The organism is Rhizobium sp. BK060 (assembly GCF_014193145.1).
Taxonomy (GTDB): Bacteria; Pseudomonadota; Alphaproteobacteria; order Rhizobiales; family Rhizobiaceae; genus Rhizobium.
In genome coordinates this window covers 32,015-55,070 of sequence record NZ_JACHYW010000028.1, presented here as the reverse complement: position 1 = coordinate 55,070, position 23,056 = coordinate 32,015, and the positions used below count along the sequence as shown (strand labels likewise).

Sequence of the window (23,056 nt, the reverse complement as noted above, 5' to 3'; positions counted from 1 at the left end):
ACAACGCCGTGAAATTTCTTCGAGGCGGGCACCCTGAAGACGATCAGGTCCCCATTCGCGCCGTTTCCAACGTATAGAGTTCCTGCGCGCGCTTGACGCCGCGAAGTGCATAGCGACCGATACAGGCCAGCGCGCCGCGCTCCTCTTCCGGAATCGTTGCCGCAAATTCCGATGACATCAGCACGTTGAGATCAACCGAGCGGCACATCGATGCAATCCGACTGACCTCATTCACGGCAGGCCCGATGACGGTGAAGTCCAGCCGCTCACGGCTGCCGATATTGCCATAGAAGACATCGCCGATGTGCAAGCCGATGTACACCTCGGTTGTCGGGCGGTCCTCAAGCGCACGCTCGTCGTTCAGTGTCTTGAGCTTCTGCCGCAGCAATCTCTCGGCCCGAAGCGTCGCGCAACAGGCATCGGCGGGCTCGTCTGCCTTGAAGATCGCCAGGACCCCGTCGCCGATCAGCTTCAACACGTCGCCGCCGGCTTCGTGGATCGCCGAAATGACAACATCGCTGTAGGCATTCAGCATCGGCAGGATTTCTTCCGGCGGCGCACTGTCGGATATCTTGGTGTAATTCAGAAGATCCGAAAACCAAAGGGCCGCCGAGATCCGCTCCGACTTACCACGCGTGATCTTGCCCTTGAGCACCTGCCGGGCGGCATCGCCGCCAAGGTAGACTTCAGCAATCGTCCTGGCGATACGCGCCAGTGCAATGCACTTGATCGCAAGTGCCAGTACCGGCACCAACTTTCGCAGGATGATGAGGTCGTGATCGGAAAAGCCCTCTGGATGGCGCGTCGCAAAGTGAGAGAAGAAGCAATCCATCTCGCCGATCGTGCCCGCCTTGGCGAAGCGGTGGACCATCGCCACGAAATCGGTATGACCCTGCTCGAGCATCGTGTCGAGCATGACGAAGTCAATCGGATCGCCGAAGCCGATACGCCGTCTAACCTCGTTCTCTTCTCCGGCCCAAAGATAGTAGAAGGCGGAGCGCTGCCAACTTTCCAGCGCAGTACCTTCACTGGAGGGACCATACTCGAATTCGGTTTCGACCTCTTCCCGGCTATCCCAGCGGAATGCCCGTCCCTCGTGGACGGGATGGAGCGTGTCCATCAGCGCCATGCCGCGATCGAGCGGCAGGCCGCGCTCGCGGCAGGTGTTGCAGAACCCGGTCAGCAATTCGGCCTCGGAGGCGCCCTTCAGCCCCTGCTCCGTCAGCCATGCCGCAACTGTCCCTATATCGCTGTATTCCATGCCGTTTCCCTCGCTGGTGCGAAAGCTGTATCGCGATTTTGCCGACAAGGGAAAGGCGAACCTCAACCCGCAGAAGGCATGTTGTAAGGTGTGACAATTTCCACCGACGACAATGCCGAAGGCGCAATTCCGCCTCTGACCGGGTGAGCCATAATGGCGCGAAAGGCCGATCGGGCGTCCGTGCGCAGATCATGATGAAGCACCAAGCCGATCTTGCGGGAGATCATGCGCGACGAACACGCGGACCAGCCGTTGCGCCGCCTCGAAGGCGGCGAGCACCGCCCGGTTTCCGCCGCCGATGGAGTAGACCGCGTTGATTGCCGGATCCGCTTCAATCGCCTGCATCGCCAGCGTTCCCGTCGCCGCGTTCGTGCCGTGCCCTTGCCATGGAGACGGTCAATCGCGAGCGCATGAGCGCCAAGCTGTTCCCGGCATTGAAGTCGCTGAAGGGGAAACTGTCCGAAGCCGAGATCGGCAACGCGGTTGCTGCCTGCGCCGAGGGCTACTCGTTTCCGACCAACCTCGACCGCGACCCGCTGATCGGTGGCCTTGCCCCGAAGACGCAGGCGCAACTGATGCACGAGGCGCTGCAGGAGACTTGGGACGATGCGAGGTTCTCGTCGGCCCTGGCGCAACAGAGCGAGCGGCGACTGAGTTGACGCATCCACATTGACGAATTTTGCTCCCGGCGCCTTGGCGCCGGTTGCAATCGGGCGGGGTCAATATACGTCCACAGATGGAGATTGGCTCGAGAACGGCAGAACGGCAACACTCTGTCCAGCGGAAGCAAAAGATTGAGCCGATCGGCGTCATTGCCGATCAAAACGAAACCGAACCCAAGGAAAAGCCGCCAGTTCAAGGCGTTTTGCCCCTTGTGTTCTTTCATTGGAGGAGTGCATGACCACAGACCACAGCCGCCTCGACGGCAAAATCGCTATCGTAACCGGCGGTACGCAGGGCCTTGGGGCAACGATTGCCCGCCTCTTTGCCGAGCGCGGCGCCAAGGGCCTCGTCATTTGCGGCCGCAACGAGCAGAAAGGGAAGGCGAAGGCCGAAGAGATCGCTGCCGCTACGGGGGCCAAGGTCGTTTATGTCAAGGCCGATCTCGGGCAGGTCGAGGATGCGAAAAACGTCGTTCATGTCTGCGACCAGACGTTTGGCCGCGTCGATACTCTCGTGAATGCGGCCGCCATCACCGACCGCGGAACCATCCTGGATACCAGTCAGGAACTCTTTGACTCCATGTTCGCCGTCAACGTCCGCGCGCCGTTCTTCCTGATGCAGGAAACGGTGAAGGTGATGCGTCGTGAGAAGATCGAGGGCACGATCGTCAATATCGGCTCCATGTCGGCCAAGGCAGGGCAGCCCTTCATTACCGCCTATTGCGCCTCGAAGGGTGCCCTGGAAACGTTGACGAAGAACACGGCCTACGCACTGCTGCGCAACCGCATCCGCGTCAACGGCCTCAACATCGGCTGGATGGCATCCGAGGGCGAGGATCGCATTCAGCGGGAATTTCACGGCGCACCTGCTGACTGGCTGGAAAAGGCGGCCGCCGGCCAGCCGTTCGGCCGCCTCGTGGATCCCGAGGAAGTGGCACGCGCCTGCGCCTATCTCTCCTCGGCGGAATCCGGCCTCATGACCGGGTCCATGATCTGCTTCGACCAGTCGATCTGGGGCGCCTATGACGGCTCTCCGCATCCGGACACAGCCCTCTGAAAAAATGCAGAGCCCGACGCTTTTGCCGGCGCCGGGCTCTGGAACACATCACCGTTTACGTTTACGAAGAGCGTCATATCGCTTTGGGAGGAGCTGACCTGTGTCGGAAGATGCGCTCTATGACATCCGTGACGACCGTTTCCGCGGCCTGATCGCCGGCAGCGCCCGGCTGGAGGAACTCTACAGCGGCTGCCGCTGGGCCGAAGGTCCCGTCTGGTTCTCCGACCTGAATTGCCTGCTCTGGAGCGACATTCCCAACGAGCGGATGATGCGCTGGGTGCCCGACGGCAGTGTTTCGGTTTTCCGCTCTCCCTCGCACTACGTCAACGGCAACACCCGCGACCGCCAGGGCCGGTTGATTTCCTGCGAGCACGGCGGCCGGCGCGTCACCCGCACCGAATTTGACGGCCGCATCACGGTGCTGGCCGACAGCTACAAGGGCAAGCGCCTGAACTCTCCGAACGACGTCGTCGTCAAATCGGACGGCTCGATCTGGTTCACCGATCCGAGCTACGGAATCATGTCCGACTACGAAGGCCACAAGGCGGAACCGGAGCAGGAAACCCGTAACGTCTACCGCATCGACGCTCCGACCGGCGAGATCGAGGCAGTCGCTACCGATTTCATCCAACCGAACGGGCTTGCCTTCTCGCCCGACGAAAAACAGCTCTACATCGCCGATTCCGCCTCTTCCAATCATGAGGTGCCGCGCCATATCCGCGTTTTCGACGTCGTCGACGGCAGGAAGCTGACGAACAGCCGGTATTTCTGCTCGATTGACAGCGGCGTGCCCGATGGTTTCCGTTTCGATGCCAGCGGCAATCTCTGGACCAGCGCAGCCGACGGCGTTCACTGCTTTGCGCCCGACGGCACGCTGCTTGGCAAGATCAAGGTGCCGCAGACGGTCTCCAACATCGCCTTTGGCGGCGTGAAAAAGAACCGGCTCTTCATCACGGCCACGCAATCCCTGTATTCGATCTACACCACGACCAACGGCGCCCAGTACCCATAGGCCCGCCTCAGCGCTGCCTGGGGCTGGGCATTGCATCCAGAAAGAACCACCGATGTTCGAGTTTTCACGCGCCCGCAACCGGCGCCAATCCATCCGCAACGCCTTTTTCATGGGAGCTTGAGATGCGTTCCGTCGTCTCTTTCAACGAAAGCTGGAGTTTTCACGAGGGTTTCGGCAGGCGTCTGCTCGAGGACTTCGATGGCACGGCGACCGTCAGCCTGCCTCATACGGCCGTTGAACTGCCGTTCAACTACTTCGATGAGAAAAGCTATCAGCGGGCATTCACCTATCAGAAGATCCTGCGCTGGATGCCGGAGTTTGAGGGCCGCGAGGTCTCGCTCGTCTTCGACGCAGCCATGGCCGATGCCGTCGTCTACCTGAACGGCGAAGAGGTCATCGCTCACAAGGATGGCTACACGCCGTTCGAAGCACGCCTCACCGACCGGTTGGCCGTGGGCGACAATCTGATCACCGTAAAAATCGACGGTAGCGAAAATCCAGCGATTCCGCCCTTCGGCGGCCGCATCGACTACCTGACCTATGCCGGCATCTACCGTGACGTCTGGCTGAAGGTCACAGACCCGATCTCGGTTGGCAACCTGAAGATCGAAACCCACAACGTGCTGGCAGAGGAAAAGTCGGCAAGTGTGCGCGTCGATCTTGCCAATCCGCAGCAGCTTGCGTTCCTGGGCTCGGTATCCGCGTCGCTGAAGGATGCCGACGGACGCCTGCTTGCCACGGCTTCCGCGGAGACGACCGGTGAAGACCTGACGCTCTCCTTCGGTAGCCTCACCGGAATTTCCCTCTGGGATATCGCCAATCCTGCGCTTTACGAATTGACCGTCGAATTGAAGACAAGCCATGGCTCCGACCGCGTCTCGTCGCATTTCGGCTTCCGCACCGCGGAATTCACGCCCGAAGGCTTTATGCTCAACGGCCGATCGTTGAAGCTGCGCGGCCTCAATCGTCACCAGGCATTCCCCTATGTCGGCTATGCCGCAGGGAGATCGGCCCAGGAGCGCGATGCCGACATCATGAAGTCGGTGCTGAAGTGCAATATCGTCCGCACGTCGCATTATCCGCAATCGAAGTGGTTCCTCGACCGGTGCGATCGCATCGGTCTTTTGGTTTTCGAGGAAATTCCAGGTTGGCAGCATATCGGCGACGAGGAGTGGCAGCAGGAATCGATCCGCAATGTCCGGCGGATGATCGAACGCGACTGGAACCACCCCTCGATCATCATCTGGGGCGTTCGCATCAACGAGTCGCAGGACAGCCATGACTTCTATGTCGAGACCAACCGGCTTGCCCGTGAACTCGATCCGACGCGCCAGACCGGCGGCGTCCGCTACATAACCGACAGCGAGCTGCTCGAAGACGTCTACACGATGAACGACTTCATCCTCGGCAACGAGGAACTGCCCGGCAACAACCGCCCGCGCACGGCGCTTCGCCCACAGCAGGAATCCACCGGCCTGTCGTACAAGGTGCCGTACATGATCACCGAGTTTGGTGGCCACATGTATCCCACCAAGATCTACGACCAGGAAGCCCGGCAGGCCGAGCATGTCCGCCGGCATCTCGAGGTGCTGAACGCCGCCTACGGCGATCCTGACATCGCGGGTGCGATCGGCTGGTGCATGTTCGACTACAACACCCACAAGGACTTCGGCTCCGGCGACCGGATCTGCTACCACGGCGTCATGGACATGTTCCGCGAGCCGAAGTTTGCGGCCTATGTCTATGCAAGCCAATGCGATCCCTCCGAAGAGATCGTCATGAAGCCGGTCACGTTCTGGGCCCGCGGCGAGCGCAACATCGGCGGTGTGCTGCCACTGATCGTCCTGACCAACTGCGACGAGGTCGAGCTGCGCTACGGCTCAGTGACCAAGCGGATCGGTCCCGACCGCGAGAACTACCCGCACCTGCCGCACTCGCCCGTCGTTCTCGACCACCGTCATTTCACGCCGGATGAGCTTGGCACTTGGGGCCTTGAATGGATCGACGGCGAATTCACCGGCTACATTGACGGCGAGCCTGTCGCCAAGTTGACGCTTGTCGCAGATCCGCTGCCGACGACGCTGCAGGTCGTTGCCGACAGCACGACGCTGAAGGCGCGCGAGCGCGACGCGACCCGCGTCGTCATTCGCGCGCTTGATCAACAGGGCCAGCGCTTGCCCTTCATAAATGACAGTGTGACCCTGCACGTCGACGGGCCCGCAAAGATTGTCGGTCCAGTATCGGTTCCGCTGCAGGGCGGCACGGCCGGTTTCTGGTTGGAAGCGATCGGACTGACGGGCGCAATCGGCGTGCAGGTAAGCAGCAGCCGCTTCCCTGACGTCAAGGTCGAACTGACGGCGGTTTGAGCATATTGCAGCCACGCCCAATCCTTCTGGCAGGGCGTGCCCTGTATCCGGACTATGCCGGTTGCACCGATCGCACCGTGCCGTTGTTGTCGACGATGCACGAGAACTTCTTGCCGCCGGCATCGAGGTCGACGCCAAAGGTGCCGTCAGGCAACTGGCGGGAAGCGGTCGGCAATACCTTGGCGTTCGGACCGGCAACTCCAGCCGCCGAATTGGCGCAAAGCAGCTGCAGATCCGCCGGGGCAGTCTGCAGCGTGGTGCGTGCCATGCTTTCAGGCGCTGGCGGCGTCGGCGGCGTGCAGGCGCCAAGGAGCGCCGCGCTTGTTATTGCCGTTATTGCGCGGCCGATTGAATTTCCCCTCACGATGTTCTGCCCCAAAATCCTGTCCCCCGACTAGCGTTATTTACTCCATCTGCGGCGCTGTGCCGGGCCCATTGTCAGACGCCCTTGTAGAGCGCTGCACCCTGCATCAGCACGATCACCTTGGCGCCGATCTTGATCCGCGACTCGAGATCCACGATGTCGTCATTGTTCATGCGGATGCAGCCGGAAGAGACGTCGAGACCGATGGTCCAAGGTTCTGCGGTCCCGTGGATACGATAGATCGTGTCCTGGTCGCCTTCGTAGAGATAGAGCGCCCTGGCACCCAGCGGATTTTCCGGTCCGCCCGGCATTCCGTCCTTCCACTTTGCCGCGTTCGGGTCGCGCGCCACCATCTCGGCCGGCGGCGTCCAGGTCGGCCACTGCGCGGTCCGGCCGACGCGCACGATCCCGGCCCATCCGAAGCCTTCGCGTCCGACGCCGATGCCGTAGCGGATAGCCTGGCCGCCAGGCTGGACGAGATAGAGGAAATGCTGGTTGCCATCGATGATGATTGTTCCCGGCGGCTCGGCCGTTCGGAAGGGAACGGGCTGTCTCCGGAATGCTTCCGGCGGCTGATTGTTGCGCGCGTAGTATTGGCGCGCCTTCTTCTTGTCGTAGTCGACCCAGGTGTGCGTCTTCGAATCGTAGATCTGGGTCTGCGCCCAGGCAGCAAGCGGGCCAACACACACGGCGACCGCGATCAAGGCCAAGGTCAGCTTACGTGCACGTCCGACCTCTCTCACCTTCGCCGGAAGTCTATTGCTTTCCGTCATTTGCTAGCCCACCCATCTACGCGCTTTGCGTTGTCGGCGACCCATTTTGTCGCGTATTCGAGTGGCGGTATACGCTCGACTTCGAGCGCATAGCTCATCGCCGTCGCTTCCTCTGGCGACAGATCGACCTTTTCCAGGAACGCGGCGATATCCGGGTGCTTCTTCTCGAAAGCCGCTGCATATCCGATGCGGAAATTGGCCGCGTCCCAGGCCGTCGATGCCGAGGACTTGGTGATCCAAAGCGGATCGTTGGGACCGACAAGCTTCCACTTGCTGGCATCATGCGCAGGCTCGGCAAGGCGGACGATCTTGTGCAGGTCGAAGATGAAATGTGGTGCGTAGCAGGCAAAGACCAGCGGCTGGTTCGTCGCAATGGCAATGTCCAGCCCGGCCATCGCGACTTCCTCTTCCGACTCGACCAGCGTCAGGTTTTTCGCATAGCCGTAGGTATTCGCCCGGACCCGCTCGATCCCTGTCGAAGACCATGTGGGCGCGCCGAGCCACATCTCGCCTTTACCGTCACCATCGGTATCGAGAATCTTCGTCTTTTCCGGATCGCTAAGATCCGCGATCGTCTTCAGGCCCTTCTCCGCGGCAGCCGGCGTCGTGCAGATGCCCTGCCAAGCCGGCACTCCATGCTTGGCGAGAACGACGACGCCCTTTTCCGTAACGAACCGCTTGATGACATCCTCGAGGTTGGGCTGCCAGACCTCCGGATGGATGTCGACTGTGCCTTTCTCCAGGCCGTTGAAAGCAAGCAGCGTTCCAAGCTCCTGCACATCGGCATTGAGCCCGAACTCCTTGGCGATGCCGACCTTGAGGATATTTGCCGTCGCCTGTCCGGAAGGCCAGTTCGGCATCGCGATTACGAGGTCGGCGGAAAAGGCAGCGCTGCTCATTGCAAGCGTCGCGGCGAAGACGGATGAAAAGAGCCCTGAATATGCTACGCGCTTCGCCATGCCTGTCCCCCAAACATGCGATATGGATCGTAGATATGCACGTCACACTTTGCACGCGAAGATGCATAAAGCTTTCACATCCGTCAAGTCGAGTTGACGTTCCCGGCTGCGCCTACGGGAGGCAGTTTTCGTCTGCCCAAGCCTTGGCGCGCGCAGCCATTGTGGCGAGATGATCAGCGACAGCGAAACCGGAAATCTTCTTCCGCGGCGCAAGATCGTGGTCGCCATCCTCGAGCCAAAAGACTGATATTGCGGAAGAAAGCGGATAGGTCGTCACCTCTTCACGCGTGCCGAATTCGTCGCGCGTCCCCTGGCAGATAAGCGTCGGCGTGCGCAGGTTCGCCAGATGCGCCGTGCGCAACTGTTGCGGCTTGCCGGGTGGATGGAAGGGGTAGCCAAGGCACAATAATCCACGGATCGTCCCCTGATCGTGGAGCTCGTCCGCCACCATGCTTGCCACTCGTCCACCCATGGATTTGCCACCGATAATGAACGGACCCGAACTCGCGAGTGCCTTTACCGCCTCCCTATATTCGGGGATTAGAGTCTCGGCCTTCGGTGGTGGCTTTCGCGCATCGGACGTCCGGCGTGCAGCCATGTAAGCGAACTCAAAACGCGCAACACGGAACCCGGCCGCCGCAAGCGCGTCTGCGGCAGCTGTCATGGATTTCGAGTCCATCGGCGCGCCGGCACCGTGGGCAAGCATGATGGTGGCTGATGGATTGTCCGGGCCGGTGATCAGGAACTTCTCGCTCATTACGATGTCATAGCGCAATGAGCGAATTCCGACCATATCGTACGGGCGGGGCAGATGCGATCAGTGGAACCTCGGCATGTCTGGAAGGGCCGAGAATTCTTCGCTGATCATTTCGCTCAGGGCGACCAATATTTCTTTGCGGGAGAATCCCGAACGCTCGAGCTCATCGATCATTTGCCCGAGATCCAATTCGAGCTGACCGCGACAGCACGCCACCCGATCGGCAGAAACGAGGAGAATTTCTTCAAGAATCAGCATCGCTTCGCTCCTATTTAGGGAAGCAACCTGCGACCTTGCTAAATGTTCCAACCACGCCCAACAACATTTCCCGCCTCACCAACCACGGGATTCATTACCAATACATCAGATATCGACTGAAACTCTGCACAAAAACCCCATAACGGCCAGTGGTTGTCCTTGGGCAGTTGAATCTTTACGCCGTCAGCGGATGCCACTCCCCGTGACGCACCGGCCGCTAGTGCTGCGCTTGCTCGGTGACCCGTGGCCCCACCGCGCAAATTTACTCATGGAAACCTTTGTGCCGCAAATCAAAAAGCCGGCCTCCTAGAGTAGACCAACGATTTATATTGCAACCACCTGAGTTAGGAGATTTAATATATAATTGAATACGCATACAAGACTGAGCAACGGAACAGTCTGAGGGGGCCTGCAATGCAAAGTTCCCGAGCAAGCAGGGATGGGGCTGCCAATCCCACGATCAATGAAATACGTGATCAAATCGAGCGCATCCTTTCTAGTGGCGAGTTTCACGCCCCCGACCGGGGCCGGCGATTTCTCGAATTCATTGTCGAGGAGACCCTTTCGGGTCGTGCAGACTACCTGAAGGCATACACAATTGCACAAGAGGTCTTCGCGCGAGACACATCCTTCGACGCTCAGAATGATCCGGTCGTCAGGATCGAGGCAGGCCGAATCCGTAGGGCGCTCGAACGCTACTATCTGGTCGCCGGTCACGCCGACAGCATCGTCGTTACGATACCCAAAGGCGGATATGTACCATCCTTCGACTACGCCGAAGGCGCCTGCGGGGCTGCTGTTCAAGCGGTATCGACCCCGAGCCCGCCTCTTGAACGGGATCCGACAAAACCAGCGCCGGCCCCTACGCGATCGTCTCCTGCACGCTACCGACGCTGGATCTGGTATGGCATAGCGGTGTCTGCGGCAATTATTGGGATCATAGGTTTCCTCGATGCGCCGCGGCTTTCCGTTACCTCTCCGCGGGCCCTGTCCTCATCTGCTGTTTCAAGCGACGGCAGTCAGCCCAGGATCATGGTCGAGCCGTTCCAGAACGTTCCTGGCAAGGCTGCCTCGGTAGACATCGCACAAGGCCTGACAGACGAAATTGTTGGGCAACTCACGAAGTTCAAGGAGATCGTCGTGATCGCCCCCCGAACACAGCAGGAACTTCAGGCGGCGGAAGGACCATGGTTTGCACTGCAGGGAAGCGTCCGGCTCGAAGCGGATAAAATGCGGCTGATCGCGCGGCTGATCCGCCACGCGGACGGTGCCGTCATCTGGGCGGACGACTATGATGCGGACCTCGGCGAGCGTAACCTGCTTGAGGTGGAGACCGACGTTGCGCGGCGCATTGCCACGACCATTGCCCAACCATACGGTATCGCCTTTCAGCCTTATGTCAGCAAAATCGCCAAGCCGGACAGCGGCGATTGGGAAGCTTATACATGTACGCTGTCTTACTACGCATATCGAGCCGAACTCGATCCGCAGATGCATACGGCGGTAAGAGATTGTCTGAAGGAAGCAATCAGACGGCTTCCAACCAATTCTACCTATTGGGCTTTGCTATCGCTGATCTATCTCGATGAGGTGAGGTTCCAATACCAGCTCAGAGCCCAGCCTTCGCCACGACCACTGGCGCTCGCGGCAGACGCAGCCAAACGGGCGGTGGATCTTGACCCCCAGAACGCACGTGCATTGCAGGCGCTGATGCTCGCCAGCTTCTTCAGCAACGACGTGGACGCTGCGCTGAGAGCGGGAGCTGCCGCCTATGCGATCAACCCCAATGATACGGAGGTTGCGGGCGAATATGGTTTCCATCTCGCGATGTCCGGAAAGTGGGACACAGGCTGCGAATTGATCTCCGGCGCCATCAGCAGAAATCCCGGCCCAAGAGGATACTATGAGGTCGGTATGGCGCTATGTGCCTATATGAGGGGAGACAATCAAGCAGCTGAGCTTTGGGCCCGCATGGCCGACTTGAAATACAATCCCATGCACCATCTCGTTCTGCTAGCCATCCTCGGCTCATCAGGCAAGCTTGATGAAGCGCGTAGCGAGCAGGACTGGCTCCAGACGAACGCCCCGGTGCTTATGGAGAACATCAGCAAGGAAGTAGCATTGCGTCTCCGCCGCGCGGTCGACCAGGAGCGCTTCCTAGACGGCCTGCGCGCCTCCGGCATCGCGATCCCTCCCGCCGATGGCATGATCGGCAGCCAATAGGTCGCGACGTAGCATACCGTATGCTACCCCATTCGACGCGTATTTTACTGCCTTAACGCCCGTACTCACCCTATCCTTTGGAAAACTTTGGAGAACATGGCGATGACTGCAAGCGAGACACCTCAGTCGATGACCAGCGCCGAAGATCTGCGCAAGCGTGCACTTGAACTTCAGCTCGCGGAAATGGAACGCGACGAAAAGATAAAGGCCCGCGAGGCGACGAAACATTCTGAGTTCATCGAGGATTTTTTTCAGAAGCACATTGGCGAGGCAGAACGCGCGGTCATCAAGCGCCTCGTGATGAAGGCCGCAGCAGACGGAAAATACGAGGCAATGGTCTACAGCTTCCCGTCCAGCCTCTGCTCGGACAGCGGTCGAGCCATCAACAACAACCTGCCCGGTTGGCAGAATACCCTGCAGGGCAAGGCGAAGGAACTCTACGATCTCTTCGAAACGCTCGCCAAACCCCAGGGCTACGGCCTGAAAGCGATGATCATCAATTTCCCCGGCGGTATTCCCGGCGACGTCGGCTTCTTCCTGACCTGGGAGCCACCCGTCGAATAAGGGTCGGAAAGGCACCTGATAGCGGATGGGGACACCCGACATGCCCGGGAGGTTTGTCATGAACGGTTCGAGGGACGGCGAGAGCCCTTACCCTCGTTAAGCTGGCAGGAAAATCATCGGCGCACAGCGATGCTCCAGGCTTATAAAGGCCGCGCGTTGACACGCGGCACGTCGGTTGCTGTGCGGGTTATTGAGCGCTAGTCGCGCACGATCGTCCAGTTATCGTCCGGATTAAATTCCTTGATTGTTGTCACCCGCTGCTGTGTTTCGGGTCCCAGATCTCGCTGATAAACGATATTCGCGCCGTTGATGATGAACGTCTGAACCCCCGTCACGCGATACGTCACCGGCCACGCGATCAAGGCAAATCCGCCCGTCATATTGCCATTGACGCTGTAGCTCTGCTTGCCGCCAATGACGTTGGACCCCTGGGCGGTCAGGATGCGGTAGCGATATCCGTAATACCCTTCACCGCGCTTGGCCCTGCCGAAAGCCGCAGTCTCTATCAGATGCCCGGCCGGGCTCTCCTCATCGAACAAACCGGGCTCCCAATACAAGCCATCCCGCTTGCCGGGACTGCTGATCAGCCGCTGAGCGAACTCGTAGACACCATCCTCGTCCTCGTCGATTTGAGCATACTGATACTGGGCATTCACGTAGTCATGCATGGTCTGGATCGTTGCAAGCTCGTTTTGACCGACCCTGCGGTTGACGATCTCCTGCAGCCCGACTTCCGTGTCGAATGCCCATTTTCCGTCCTTGCTTTTGGACAGGGGGAAAGGCAGCGGCCACAGGACATCTCCCACCAGGATCACCTTGCGATCGTCGAGGTCCTGCAATTGCAATTGCCGCCCGGCACCCTCGCGGATCAATCCGTAGCTTATCATCGCCTCGCTGCTGGACCGCAGCTTGACAGCGTTCAGACCGAGTAGGCTTGCCAAGCCATCAACATCATTGGCGCTCAGCACGGTCTTGAGCCGTTCGAGCGCCGCCGAAGGGTCATCAAATGACGGCGGCGTACCAGCCTGGAATTCCTGAAGATCCGTCTGGGTCTGCGACATCGATGGGGCTGCCCACGCCAGGGAGAGAGCCGTTCCGAGCAACAGCGGGATCAATTTCAACTGTGGTCTCATGGTTTATCTCCGGAAATCTGAATAGCTGGACACCCTATCGCCGACCGCCACCACGACCGCCGCCACCCCGACCACCACCGCGGCCACCGCCTCCCTGCGGCATTGGGCGCGAGCGTTGGACGGAGGGACGTGGGCCACCGCGTTGCCCGCCTCCCATACTCTGTCCGCCTCGCTTGGAAGCCACCGCCTCACGTCGCCCCGACTGCACATTGCCGAGGGCGCTGGGCTGGCGCGGACGGTTATCGGCACGCGCCGCCATCTTCGGTGCACTTGGCTTCTTCTTGGCTGCCGGCTTTGATGGACGGTCGGCAGCACTGCCCGGTCGGTTGGCTGCATTCCCTGGACGGGCATCCGCGCGATTGGCCACGTTGCCCGGGCGAGCGTCCGGACGCGATGCACCCGGCCGGTTAGCGGCAGCATCTCCTGCCCTCGATCTCGGATTTGCCTTCAAGCCCTCCATCGTGCCCTTGCGGATGTCGTCGGCGCGGGCGCTGACGTTTCTGGTTCCCTGTCCACGGTTTGCCTGCCGATCGCTGACCTTGTTCTTGAGTTGGTTGCGATTGTCGGACTGCAGGCTGGACTTGATCGCCGAGCGGTCGATATTGGCAAGCTGATCCTTTCCGATGCTCAGCTTGCTCCGGTCCACCTTGGTCCAGTCGATGTCGTTCCACTTGACCTTGCCGTTAAAGTTCCGGTCGTTGAAGCAGTTGTTGCAATCGATATCGAGGTCGCCGTCCCAGTTGCCGCCCCAAACGCCCCAATCGTCCCAGTTGACGATGGCCGCCCACGCGACGCCGGTCACCGCCGCCGCGAAGAACCCGGCCCCTGGATAATAGTAGTTGTCGTAATAGTCGGGATAGTAGGAGATCGGCTCGACCGCATAGCCCGGTTCGTACAGCATCTCAGGAGGGTACTGCGGAATATACACCTTCTCCGGATCGGTCGGTCGAATGACGACGTTCTCATTTTCCGTGACAACAGTGACCTTGTCGTCCGTCTTGATGATGTTCTTCGCCACAGCTTCGTCCCGAAGCTGCTGGATGGCGATCAGCACGTCCTTTTGCTGGTTGGTCAACGCGTCACCCAGCGACTGCGTCCAATCGAGATCCTCACTCATCATCTTGACGATGTCAGGATAATTCAGAAGCGATATGACGCTTCCATCCCAGTCATCCTTCGGCTTGAGATTGGCATCTTTTTTCTTGGCCTCCAGAAAGCGCGCTGCCTCGACGATTTGCAGGGGAAACAAGGACGCTGCCGAGATCGCGGCCACCAGTTCATCCGGATAGAGTGCGATGCGGGCGACAAGGACTTCGAGTTCATCCTCAGAAAGAAGATCCGTTTCCGGCCCAGTCGGCTCCGTCGTCTCTACCGACACAGGCTTCGGTGTGGGGGTCGCGGTCTGTGAATATGCGGGTGGTCCCGGATGCATGGAAATGATTGCCAAGGCAGAGAGCCCCGCCAGCAACCTGAGGGATCCTGCTTCCATCATGCGCCGACCTCCTTGCAAAAAATGGTACGGATGAATACTCACCGCGGCTTGGGCTTTGCCTCGCCCGACCGCCTGAGCATGACGACTTTCGATTGGGACAGCGCCTCGCCGATTTCAGCGACGAGCGCATCGACGAGGCTCGCATACTCCTGCCGCCGCGTTTCTCTGATATTGTCCGGAAGACGCTCCACATGCGCCAAAGTCTCGGCGGCGGCAGCGAGATCTTCGCACATGCTGCGGAACGTTTCGTTCATTTGGAAAAGCTGCCGTACCCTCGCGGCCTGGGCCGGAAACTGCGCCTCAGCAATCTCCAGGGCGGACAAGTGTGTCGAATTGCTTTCTCCCAACGTCATGCCGCCCCCCGCTGTTATACTCGCGTCAAGCAGATTGAAGTATTGTATTACAGCTACTTAGGATGGAGACGTAACATACGCGAACTTACGCGTGACGGCCCGGAAGGGACTAGACCTACGTCCGCGGTGGCCCTGCCTTTCCGCATTGCGCGTGCCGAAGGCAGCCGTATCCGGGAGGACCTAGCTGCCGCCGGCAAGCTGGTCAAACTACTCTCAATCGCGATGACGATGACTTCCCCGGCAGTTGGCACCCGAGGCAGGGAACGCACGCCGTCGCGGACGACCACCCTTAATCTCGAAAATCCGGACTGCCTGTCGAGCCGCGCGACGCTCGATAGATATTACGTGATGCTACGGGCGTTCGAGACCGCACCGGTCTACTATTTCTTCTCGACTACGGCCGGACGGTTCGGCGAGCGGCCGAAAAGGAGTGACCGTGTTTCTCGACTATTTTGCACTGGGAGTGTTGATCTTCGTCGTGGTCACTCTGTTCTACGCAGTGATCGCGATCCATGACATTCCTCATCTGATCGCCAAGGCCAGAAACCATCCGCACCAGGACGCCATCCACGTTGCCGGATGGGTGAGCCTGTTCACGCTGCACGCAATTTGGCCCTTCCTCTTCATCTGGGCCACGCTCTATCGCGAGGATCGCGGCTGGGGCATTCGGCCCGATGGCAAGCTGTCGGCCGAGGCTGAAGCCAATGCCGAAATCGCCCGCCTTCACGCTCGAATAGCAGAACTCGAGGCGCAGTCGCCGGAGAAGGAGAACGCCTGATGGATCTGCTCCTCATACTCACCTACGCCGCAATCTGCTGGGTGGTCTTCAAGATCTTCCGCATTCCGGTGAACCAGTGGACACTTGCAACGGCCGTCCTGGGCGGAATCTTTCTCATCTCCAGCCTTCTGCTGCTCATGAGCTACAACCATCCCTATACCAGCGATGGGCGCATTTACTTTACATCGGCTCCCGTCATCCCAGTCGTCAGTGGACAGGTCGTAGAGGTGCCGGTCACGCCGAACGCTCCGCTGAAAAAGGGCGATGTTCTCTTCCGGATTGATCCCCGCCCCTATCAATATACAGTCGATCAGAAGAAAGCGTCTCTTGCCGAAGCCGTGCAAACCGTCCTGCAATTGAAGGCTGCTCTCGATGCCGCCAACGCGGCCGTAACCGGTGCGGAAGCTTCAAGGGATCGCTCCCTGCAGGCCTTCGAAAAGTTTCAGCAATCGAACGAGAACTCAAAGTCCAGCGGTAGAGGAGCCGTGTACTCGGAACTCGAAGTCGAGAACCGCCGCGGGATCTATCTGACAGCCGAGGCCACCGTCGACACGGCCCGCGCTCAGGCGACGCAGGCAAAACTCGCCTATGAGTCCGAGATCAATGGCACGAATCCAACAGTGGCACGGCTGCAGGCCGAATTGCAAAGCGCCGAGTACGACCTGGAGCAGACGACGGTCCGTGCGCCGAGCGACGGCTACGTGACGCAGGTCTTTCTCCGCCCCGGCATGATGGCAAACCCCCTTCCCTTGCGGCCCGTGATGGTCTTCATGAACAGCGAGGACCGGATGCTGGGTGCAGCCTTCATTCAGAATTCGCTCCAGCGGGTGCGGGCCGGCGACGAAGCCGAGGTAGCCTTCAAAGCCGTGCCCGGCAAGATCTTCAAGGCGCGGGTCCAGGAAGTCATCGATGTCATGGCGCAGGGCCAACTGCAGCCGAGCGGCGCGCTGATCGACCCGCAATCCCCGGAACGGGCATCGCCGGGACAAACGTTGGCGCGCATCGAGTTGCTGGAAAGCACCGCGGAGTATCAGCTGCCCGGTGGTGTGGTGGCCGAGGTAGCCGTCTACACGCATCACTGGCACCACGTCGCAGTCCTGCGCAAGGTCCTGCTGCGCATGAGCAGCTGGATGAACTACGTCTTCCTCGAACACTAGAATGCATCAACCCTTCCGGTGGCCGCTGGAGTGCGGCGGCCGGGCAGACTCGGAGATCAGACAAGAAATAACAAGGGAACCCAAGGTGATAGGCAGCCTACCAATATTGCGGGGTCTGGCCGGCTTCAACAAAGACTGGCTTCGTAGCGATATCCCGGCCGGGCTGTCGATCGCTGCGGTGGGTTTGCCGAGCGCCATCGCCTATCCCGCGATTGCTGGGCTCCCGCCAGAGACAGGCATCTACGCCAGCATCGTTGCTCCGATCGCCTACGCGATCTTCGGTCCTTCAAGGCTCCTGATCGTCGGTCCCGATGCCGCAACAATGACGGTGCTCGCGGCTGCGATGACCGCTATCATCGCGGCCGAACCTGCCGCTGCCAATATCGACCGGGTTGCCATCGCCTCGGCGCTCGCCCTTGGCGTTGGCGTATTCTGCATCGCGGCAAAACTGCTGCGGCTTGGCGTCCTCGCGAGCTTTCTGTCGCGTCCGATCCTGGTGGGCTTCTTTGCCGGCGTGTCGCTTTCCATCCTCGTCGGGCAGATCAGCCGCTTCACAGGCGTGAAGATCGAGTCCGATGGGCTGCTCGCACCAGTCTTGGAAATTCTCGGCAAGGGCTCCTTGATCCATTGGCCGTCGCTTCTCTTCGGCCTTGCCATGTTCGCGTTGCTCTGGATCGTTAGGGCATTCAACGTCAAGGTTCCGGGTCCTGTTCTCGTCGTCGTTGTCTCCGTCATTCTCTCGGCGCTCTTCGATTTCCGGGGGCACGGCATCGCTGTTGTCGGCGATATCCCGAGTGGTTTCCCGAGCCTATCCCTACCGGCGCTCCATCGGATGCCGCTCGATAAGATCATACTCGGCTCGGCCGCCGTGTTTCTCGTCAGCTTCGGCGCCGGCATCGTCGCCGCGCGCAGCTTCGGCTCCCGCACCGGTGAAGAGGTCGATGCCAACCAGGAATTGATCGGTATCGGCGCCGCCAACATCGCACCCGGGCTCTTCGGCTCCTTTCCGATCAGCGTCTCGGATTCCAGAACGGCCATAAACCTGTCGACCGGTGGCGTCTCCCAGGCCGCAGGGCTGGTTTCGGCCGCCACGCTGATTGCCGCTCTTGTGTTCCTTCATAGCGCCCTGCGGATCCTTCCGATCCCCGCGCTCGCCGCGATCCTCGCAACCGCGGCCATCAGTCTCATAGACGTTCAGGAACTCAAGAAGATCTGGCACATCAGCCGCATGGAGTTCGTCTTTGCGCTGATCGCCATGTGGGGCGCAATCAGCTTCGGCGTTCTGAACGGCGTAGTCGTCGCCGTTGCCGCGACGTTCGTGTACCTGTTGCGCAAGACGATGTTTCCACGCGATGGCCTGCTTGGCCATATCGAAGGTCGGCACGGTTTCTTCGACCTCGCCCGCTTCCCGGAAGCTCGCCCTGTCGAAGGCGCTGCCGTCTTCGCGGTCCAGGGCAATATTCTGTTCTACAACGCCGACTATGTCCGCATGCGGCTGACAGCGATCGCTAAGGAACTCGCCCCCGGAACCAACTGTCTTGTGTTGGACGCCAGTGCCATCACGCACATGGACAGCACCGGCGCCGTCGCACTCGACGCCGCGGCGGATGCCTTGGCAAAGCGGGACATCGTCTTTGCCATCGCCGACCTCAGCGAGGAAAGCCGCGGCATCCTCGAGCGTGCCGGGGTCATCAACAAGATCGGCACGCACAATCTTTTCAATGGTCGGGAAGAGGCGTTGCGCGCGCTCATAGGCAATTCCGCAGGGCAATGAATGCGCCCAGCGCGGCGCGACATTAAACAATGGAGGGAGCGATGGACGAAGCATACGATCCGAAACGAGAGGTTCCAACGGAACGCAAAGGCAAGCAGAAGAAGGCCAAATCCTGGGACTACAATAAGGAGATCAAGCGACTGCAGATCGAATTGGCGCATCTGCAGGCCTGGGTAAAGAAATCGGGCGCTCGGATTGTCATCATCTTCGAAGGCCGTGACGCCGCCGGCAAGGGCGGCATGATCAAGAGAATAACGGAGAAGGTCAGTCCACGCGTGTTCCGCGTCGTCGCCTTGCCCGCGCCCACCGATCGCGAGAAATCCCAGATCTACATGCAGCGCTACATCGCCTATTTGCCAGCTGCGGGCGAGATCGTGATCTTCGACCGCAGCTGGTACAACCGAGCAGGCGTTGACCGCGTCATGGGCTTCGCCAGCGAGAAGAAGGCTCAGCGTTTCCTCGAGCTGGCGCCCCGCTTCGAGGCGGCAATCGTCGAAAGCGGCGTCATTTTGCTCAAGTATTTCCTGACTGTCAGCGAGGAAGAACAGGAACGCCGCTTCAAGCGCCGTATCGATGATCCGGTTCGGCAGTGGAAACTCAGCCCCATGGACGTCGAGTCGTACCAGCGCTGGTGGGACTATACACGGGCCTATGACGAGATGCTGCGGATGACGGACAGCAACCACGCACCGTGGTGGATCGTACCTTCCGACGACAAGGAGCGCGCCCGGATCAACTGCATTTCGCATATCCTGCAGTCGATCCCTTACGAGCGCGTGAAGTTTGCGGCCCCAGACCTTGGCAAACGGCAGAAGCGGCCATCGAATTACGTTGAGGATCAGAGCGCCAGAAACGTCGTGCCGGAGACGACGCGATGAGCCCTGATCCGTTCAGGCACGCCCTATGGAAACCCGTGGGATAGGCAATACCGCGATGGAGAAACCACAAAGCGGGACCGCGGCGGAAACCAGTCCCGCGCAGATCTCCGTGGAGGCACGGGTCAGCGACTTGGTGCGGATCGGCATCATTGGGCTGTTCGCCTATTGGAGCCTGCAGCTGGTTGCGCCATTCGCGCTGATCATCATCTGGTCCGCGATCCTTGCGGTGGCGCTCTTCCCGATGTTCGATGCCCTGTCCCGGCTGCTGGGAAGTCGACCAGCTCTTTCGGCTACCGTGATTGTCATAGCATGCCTTGTGCTCATCATCGCGCCGTTGGCGCTTGTCGCCGTCAATTTCGCCGATGCAGCCCAGGCACTCGTCGGGCAGTTGAAGTCCGACAACTTCACGCTGCCCGCAGCGCCCGAGGCAATACGCGGTTGGCCCGTGGTCGGCGAGCGCCTCTATGCCGGCTGGAACCAGGTCGCAAGCAATCTCGCTGCAACGATCATGAAATTCCAGGCGCCTCTTCGCGAAGTCATGGGCGTCATCATCGCCAAGCTTGCATCGATCGGAGGCGGGGTGTTGAGCTTCGTCGCCTCCATCATTCTCTCCGGCATCCTCCTCACTATGTCTCCTCGCCTTGCGGCAACCATCCAGGTATTGGCTGTCCGCATCGGCGGAGAGAGGGGTGTCGGTTTTGCGCGGCTGGCCGGGTCAACGGTTCGCAACGTCTCGCGCGGTGTCATCGGCGTGGCCCTCCTTCAGACGCTCCTTTCCGGCCTGTGTTTCGCCTTTTTCGATATTCCGGCCCGCGGGGCCCTGACCTTTCTCGTGTTCGTTCTTTGTTTGATGCAACTCGGCCCGGGCCTCGTTCTTGTCCCGGTCATCGTCTGGGCATGGTTCTCCTGGCCGACATTGATGGCATTTGCCTTTACTGTCGTGGCGATCCCGATCACCGTCGCGGACAATGTGTTGAAGCCGATCTTGATGTCCCGAGGGCTGTCGACCCCGATGCCGGTGATCCTCATCGGCGTCATCGGCGGAACCCTCTCGCACGGGTTGCTCGGCCTGTTTCTTGGGCCCATCGTCCTCAGCGTCTTTTACGAACTGCTGCGAGCCTGGGCGTGGCCCTCCGCGCCGGCGGCCGCGACCCTGCCGCTCGACGACAGGGACAGGAATGTCGAGGGCGCCGCGCCGGGTTGATTCTGAGGGGCCTCGGCCTCGTGCTCGCTAGCATTGCAATCGCTCTCGGGGGTCAAGTATGGAGCATCGCATCGAGCCATCACCCGCGACGGGAACCACGGAGGCAGCCGACTGGGCTTTTCCGCTGCGATTGCATCTCAGCGTGATCATTGTCGGGCTGCTGGCCTGCACGGCGCTGCCACTCGTGTGGATGGCATATACGCAGGGCAAGGTGACCGCCCTCTCTGCCGGCGAAGCACAGATGCGCCAGCTCGGTTTGCGTACGATCGAGGATTACCGCAATGTGTTCGCCGGCGGACATGCAGCGATCGAGACGACCTCTGCCGTCCCCCAAATGCTTACGCCACCTCCCCAAGACCTATTGGCGAAGCAGAACCTTCTGCTGCACGCGCTGAAGTCGTCCTTACGCATAGACGGAGTCTATGCCGGTTATGCAGACGGGACGTACATACAGGCCACCAACATTGCGACCAATCCGACCTGGCGCGACACCTTGAACGCCCCGGCCGACGCCGCATTCGCCGTTCGTACGATCACCAAAGTCATCGGCATTCCAGTGACGACGTGGATGTTCTTCGACAAGAACACTCGTCCTCTCGCTCGTCGCGCCGACCGCGACGACATCTTCGACCCGCGTTCCCGTCCCTGGTACCACGCCGCGCTCTCGGAGGGACAGACGACTTCAGTCGGCCCCTACATTTCAGCCGCGACCAACTACCTCACCCTGACATTTGCTACACCCGCTGTCGGGGGGAACCAAGTCGTTATCGGCGCCGATGTGATGCTCGTGACCTTGGGGGAGGTTGTCAATGTCGGCACGATCTCGAAAGAGGCGCATGGCTATGTATTCGACAACACCGGGCGCCTGATCGTGCATTCCGACCCCGCAGTCATGGCGAAACTGCGCGATAATATTCGTCGTGGGGGGCTGCTGTCTGTTGCGGACATCGCAAGAGCGGACCCTGCCATCCCGGCCGTCACGAACCTGGCGCAAGGCCGCCGGTTGCCGGATGGTGATGTTGTCCGCTTTCCGGTGAATGGCCGCGAGTACCTAGCCCAGAGCTTCCATGCGGAAGTTGCCGGTATGCTGAAGGACTACACGGTCGTCATCGCCGCACCGCTGGACGACCTAGTTGGGCCTGTCGAGCGAACGCTGCGGCGCAACCTCGCTGCCGCGGCGGCCTTCCTGGCCGCCGGCGCGATCGCCGCGATCATCATCTCCCGATTGATCAGCCGATCGCTCTACGCATTGGCCGACGAGGCGAGACAACTGGGTAATCTGGAATTTAGACAGAGCCGCGTCTCGCATTCCTGGATATCCGAAGTCAACGCGCTCGGGAAAGCACTCGGCGCCGCCCGCGATGCGATCCGAACGTTCTCGCTCTACGTGCCACGTGAGCTGGTTCGCAGGATTGTCATCGCCGGCCAATCGGCCATAGGCTCCGCCTCGCGGCAGGAGATCACCGTCCTCTTCACCGACATCCGCGAGTTCACGACGATCTCCGAGCGGCATTCGCCCGAAGATGTCGTGGCGCTGCTCTCCACTTATTTCGAAGCCCTCAACGTGATTGTGGAGCGCCATGGCGGCACTATCGTGCAATATATCGGCGACTCTATTTTCGCGATGTGGAACGCGCCCGTTCGTGACGAGCAGCATGTCGAAAACGCCTGCCGCTGTGCCTTGTCAATGAAAGCCGCGATCGACGCGATGAACGCTTCCAATCGCGCCGCCGCTCGCCCCGAACTTGTCACTCGCTTCGGCCTGCATACAGGACCGGCCGTCGTCGGCAGCGTCGGCGCCGAGTCCCGGCGGCAATACACCGCCATCGGTGATACTGTAAACATCGGCTCGCGGCTGGAGGGCCTGAACCGCGCCTATGGAACCTCGATCCTCGTCAGCAGCGCGATCCGTGACGCGGTTGAAGAGAACTTCACTTTCATGCCCATCGGAACCGTCAGCGTCAGAGGCCGAACAGGGCAGACAGAGCTTTACGAGCTTCGCGGATGACACCATCGAAGCGTCCTGTACCT

General features: G+C 60.2%; 20 protein-coding genes and 2 pseudogenes. 12 read left to right on the top strand and 10 right to left on the bottom strand.

Annotated features, from left to right (window positions below):
* Positions 1-43: 43 nt before the first annotated feature.
* Together FHT71_RS25150 and FHT71_RS25145 are read right to left on the bottom strand one after the other, a co-directional pair.
* A complete protein-coding gene (locus FHT71_RS25150) occupies positions 44-1,261 on the bottom strand; it encodes an adenylate/guanylate cyclase domain-containing protein (protein WP_183722508.1) in 1,218 nt (405 codons plus the stop codon).
* Between the two features lie 62 nt (positions 1,262-1,323).
* Positions 1,324-1,645 (bottom strand): annotated as a pseudogene (locus FHT71_RS25145) (LacI family transcriptional regulator); the annotation flags it as partial.
* Here FHT71_RS25145 and FHT71_RS25140 point away from each other — a divergent pair.
* The 4 genes and pseudogenes from FHT71_RS25140 to FHT71_RS25125 all read left to right on the top strand — a co-directional run.
* Positions 1,645-1,920: pseudogene (locus FHT71_RS25140) on the top strand (phytanoyl-CoA dioxygenase); the annotation flags it as partial. The pseudogenes FHT71_RS25145 and FHT71_RS25140 overlap by 1 nt on opposite strands.
* Before the next feature lie 238 nt (positions 1,921-2,158).
* Positions 2,159-2,980 (top strand): SDR family oxidoreductase, encoded by an 822-nt coding sequence (locus tag FHT71_RS25135; RefSeq protein WP_183722505.1) that lies wholly within the window; start codon positions 2,159-2,161, stop codon positions 2,978-2,980.
* Positions 2,981-3,080: 100 nt separating this feature from the next.
* Positions 3,081-3,992 (top strand): SMP-30/gluconolactonase/LRE family protein, encoded by a 912-nt coding sequence (locus tag FHT71_RS25130; RefSeq protein ID WP_132591595.1) that lies wholly within the window; start codon positions 3,081-3,083, stop codon positions 3,990-3,992.
* Positions 3,944-6,358, top strand: coding sequence for a glycoside hydrolase family 2 TIM barrel-domain containing protein (locus FHT71_RS25125; RefSeq protein WP_348632827.1), 2,415 nt, complete (start codon positions 3,944-3,946; stop codon positions 6,356-6,358). The genes FHT71_RS25130 and FHT71_RS25125 overlap by 49 nt, the downstream gene beginning before the upstream one ends.
* 52 nt (positions 6,359-6,410) lie before the next feature.
* On the opposite strand, the gene FHT71_RS25120 is transcribed toward FHT71_RS25125, so the two are convergent.
* The 5 genes from FHT71_RS25120 to FHT71_RS25100 form a co-directional block, all read right to left on the bottom strand.
* On the bottom strand, positions 6,411-6,722 hold the full coding sequence (locus tag FHT71_RS25120; RefSeq protein WP_245505503.1) for a hypothetical protein: 312 nt from the start codon (positions 6,720-6,722) through the stop codon (positions 6,411-6,413).
* 74 nt (positions 6,723-6,796) lie between these two features.
* The gene (locus tag FHT71_RS25115) at positions 6,797-7,495 is read right to left on the bottom strand and encodes a L,D-transpeptidase (protein ID WP_132591589.1); all 699 of its coding nucleotides are present in this window, start codon (positions 7,493-7,495) and stop codon (positions 6,797-6,799) included.
* Positions 7,492-8,454 (bottom strand): glycine betaine ABC transporter substrate-binding protein, encoded by a 963-nt coding sequence (locus FHT71_RS25110; protein ID WP_183722502.1) that lies wholly within the window; start codon positions 8,452-8,454, stop codon positions 7,492-7,494. The genes FHT71_RS25115 and FHT71_RS25110 overlap by 4 nt, the downstream gene beginning before the upstream one ends.
* Positions 8,455-8,566: 112 nt before the next feature.
* Positions 8,567-9,211 (bottom strand): alpha/beta family hydrolase, encoded by a 645-nt coding sequence (locus FHT71_RS25105; RefSeq protein WP_183722499.1) that lies wholly within the window; start codon positions 9,209-9,211, stop codon positions 8,567-8,569.
* 60 nt (positions 9,212-9,271) lie between these two features.
* Positions 9,272-9,469 carry a hypothetical protein gene (locus tag FHT71_RS25100; protein ID WP_007794020.1) on the bottom strand — a complete coding sequence of 66 codons (198 nt, stop codon included), beginning with the start codon at positions 9,467-9,469 and terminating at the stop codon, positions 9,272-9,274.
* 414 nt (positions 9,470-9,883) lie between these two features.
* On the opposite strand from FHT71_RS25100, the gene FHT71_RS25095 reads away from it, so the two are divergent.
* A complete protein-coding gene (locus FHT71_RS25095) occupies positions 9,884-11,692 on the top strand; it encodes a hypothetical protein (protein WP_183722496.1) in 1,809 nt (602 codons plus the stop codon).
* A gap of 102 nt (positions 11,693-11,794) precedes the next feature.
* A complete protein-coding gene (locus FHT71_RS25090) occupies positions 11,795-12,256 on the top strand; it encodes a hypothetical protein (protein WP_183722493.1) in 462 nt (153 codons plus the stop codon).
* A gap of 197 nt (positions 12,257-12,453) precedes the next feature.
* Here FHT71_RS25090 and FHT71_RS25085 read toward each other — a convergent pair whose 3' ends face one another.
* The 3 genes from FHT71_RS25085 to FHT71_RS25075 are packed head-to-tail and all read right to left on the bottom strand — an operon-like array spanning position 12,454 to position 15,234.
* Complete coding sequence (locus FHT71_RS25085) at positions 12,454-13,389, bottom strand: DUF2950 family protein (protein WP_132591583.1); 936 nt, start codon at positions 13,387-13,389, stop codon at positions 12,454-12,456.
* A gap of 34 nt (positions 13,390-13,423) precedes the next feature.
* Positions 13,424-14,878 carry a DUF3300 domain-containing protein gene (locus FHT71_RS25080; protein WP_132591641.1) on the bottom strand — a complete coding sequence of 485 codons (1,455 nt, stop codon included), beginning with the start codon at positions 14,876-14,878 and terminating at the stop codon, positions 13,424-13,426.
* A 41-nt stretch (positions 14,879-14,919) separates the two neighbouring features.
* Positions 14,920-15,234: a hypothetical protein gene (locus FHT71_RS25075; RefSeq protein ID WP_132591581.1), complete on the bottom strand. Its 315-nt coding sequence runs from the start codon at positions 15,232-15,234 to the stop codon at positions 14,920-14,922.
* A 436-nt stretch (positions 15,235-15,670) separates the two neighbouring features.
* Here FHT71_RS25075 and FHT71_RS25070 point away from each other — a divergent pair, with 436 nt between their 5' ends.
* The 6 genes from FHT71_RS25070 to FHT71_RS25045 all read left to right on the top strand — a co-directional run bounded on the left by FHT71_RS25070 (position 15,671) and on the right by FHT71_RS25045 (position 23,033).
* The gene (locus tag FHT71_RS25070) at positions 15,671-16,012 is read left to right on the top strand and encodes a DUF3302 domain-containing protein (RefSeq protein ID WP_007794042.1); all 342 of its coding nucleotides are present in this window, start codon (positions 15,671-15,673) and stop codon (positions 16,010-16,012) included.
* On the top strand, positions 16,012-17,169 hold the full coding sequence (locus FHT71_RS25065; protein ID WP_132591579.1) for an HlyD family secretion protein: 1,158 nt from the start codon (positions 16,012-16,014) through the stop codon (positions 17,167-17,169). The genes FHT71_RS25070 and FHT71_RS25065 overlap by 1 nt, the downstream gene beginning before the upstream one ends.
* Positions 17,170-17,254: 85 nt before the next feature.
* Positions 17,255-18,943 (top strand): SulP family inorganic anion transporter, encoded by a 1,689-nt coding sequence (locus tag FHT71_RS25060; protein WP_183722490.1) that lies wholly within the window; start codon positions 17,255-17,257, stop codon positions 18,941-18,943.
* A gap of 41 nt (positions 18,944-18,984) precedes the next feature.
* Positions 18,985-19,821 carry a polyphosphate kinase 2 gene (gene ppk2 / locus FHT71_RS25055; protein ID WP_132591575.1) on the top strand — a complete coding sequence of 279 codons (837 nt, stop codon included), beginning with the start codon at positions 18,985-18,987 and terminating at the stop codon, positions 19,819-19,821.
* Positions 19,822-19,876: 55 nt separating this feature from the next.
* The gene (locus tag FHT71_RS25050) at positions 19,877-21,025 is read left to right on the top strand and encodes an AI-2E family transporter (protein ID WP_132591573.1); all 1,149 of its coding nucleotides are present in this window, start codon (positions 19,877-19,879) and stop codon (positions 21,023-21,025) included.
* A gap of 58 nt (positions 21,026-21,083) precedes the next feature.
* Positions 21,084-23,033: an adenylate/guanylate cyclase domain-containing protein gene (locus FHT71_RS25045; RefSeq protein ID WP_183722487.1), complete on the top strand. Its 1,950-nt coding sequence runs from the start codon at positions 21,084-21,086 to the stop codon at positions 23,031-23,033.
* The last annotated feature ends 23 nt before the right edge of the window (positions 23,034-23,056 follow it).

Bases quoted from the DNA above. Each gene is read 5' to 3' on its own strand.
- FHT71_RS25150 (WP_183722508.1), bottom strand. From the start codon at position 1,261: ATGGAATACAGCGATATAGGGACAGTTGCGGCATGGCTGACGGAGCAG.
- FHT71_RS25135 (WP_183722505.1), top strand. From the start codon at position 2,159: ATGACCACAGACCACAGCCGCCTCGACGGCAAAATCGCTATCGTAACC.
- FHT71_RS25115 (WP_132591589.1), bottom strand. From the start codon at position 7,495: ATGACGGAAAGCAATAGACTTCCGGCGAAGGTGAGAGAGGTCGGACGT.
- FHT71_RS25110 (WP_183722502.1), bottom strand. From the start codon at position 8,454: ATGGCGAAGCGCGTAGCATATTCAGGGCTCTTTTCATCCGTCTTCGCC.
- FHT71_RS25105 (WP_183722499.1), bottom strand. From the start codon at position 9,211: ATGAGCGAGAAGTTCCTGATCACCGGCCCGGACAATCCATCAGCCACC.
- FHT71_RS25100 (WP_007794020.1), bottom strand. From the start codon at position 9,469: ATGCTGATTCTTGAAGAAATTCTCCTCGTTTCTGCCGATCGGGTGGCG.
- FHT71_RS25095 (WP_183722496.1), top strand. From the start codon at position 9,884: ATGCAAAGTTCCCGAGCAAGCAGGGATGGGGCTGCCAATCCCACGATC.
- FHT71_RS25090 (WP_183722493.1), top strand. From the start codon at position 11,795: ATGACTGCAAGCGAGACACCTCAGTCGATGACCAGCGCCGAAGATCTG.
- FHT71_RS25085 (WP_132591583.1), bottom strand. From the start codon at position 13,389: ATGAGACCACAGTTGAAATTGATCCCGCTGTTGCTCGGAACGGCTCTC.
- FHT71_RS25080 (WP_132591641.1), bottom strand. From the start codon at position 14,878: ATGGAAGCAGGATCCCTCAGGTTGCTGGCGGGGCTCTCTGCCTTGGCA.
- FHT71_RS25075 (WP_132591581.1), bottom strand. From the start codon at position 15,234: ATGACGTTGGGAGAAAGCAATTCGACACACTTGTCCGCCCTGGAGATT.
- FHT71_RS25065 (WP_132591579.1), top strand. From the start codon at position 16,012: ATGGATCTGCTCCTCATACTCACCTACGCCGCAATCTGCTGGGTGGTC.
- ppk2 (WP_132591575.1), top strand. From the start codon at position 18,985: ATGGACGAAGCATACGATCCGAAACGAGAGGTTCCAACGGAACGCAAA.
- FHT71_RS25050 (WP_132591573.1), top strand. From the start codon at position 19,877: ATGGAGAAACCACAAAGCGGGACCGCGGCGGAAACCAGTCCCGCGCAG.
- FHT71_RS25045 (WP_183722487.1), top strand. From the start codon at position 21,084: ATGGAGCATCGCATCGAGCCATCACCCGCGACGGGAACCACGGAGGCA.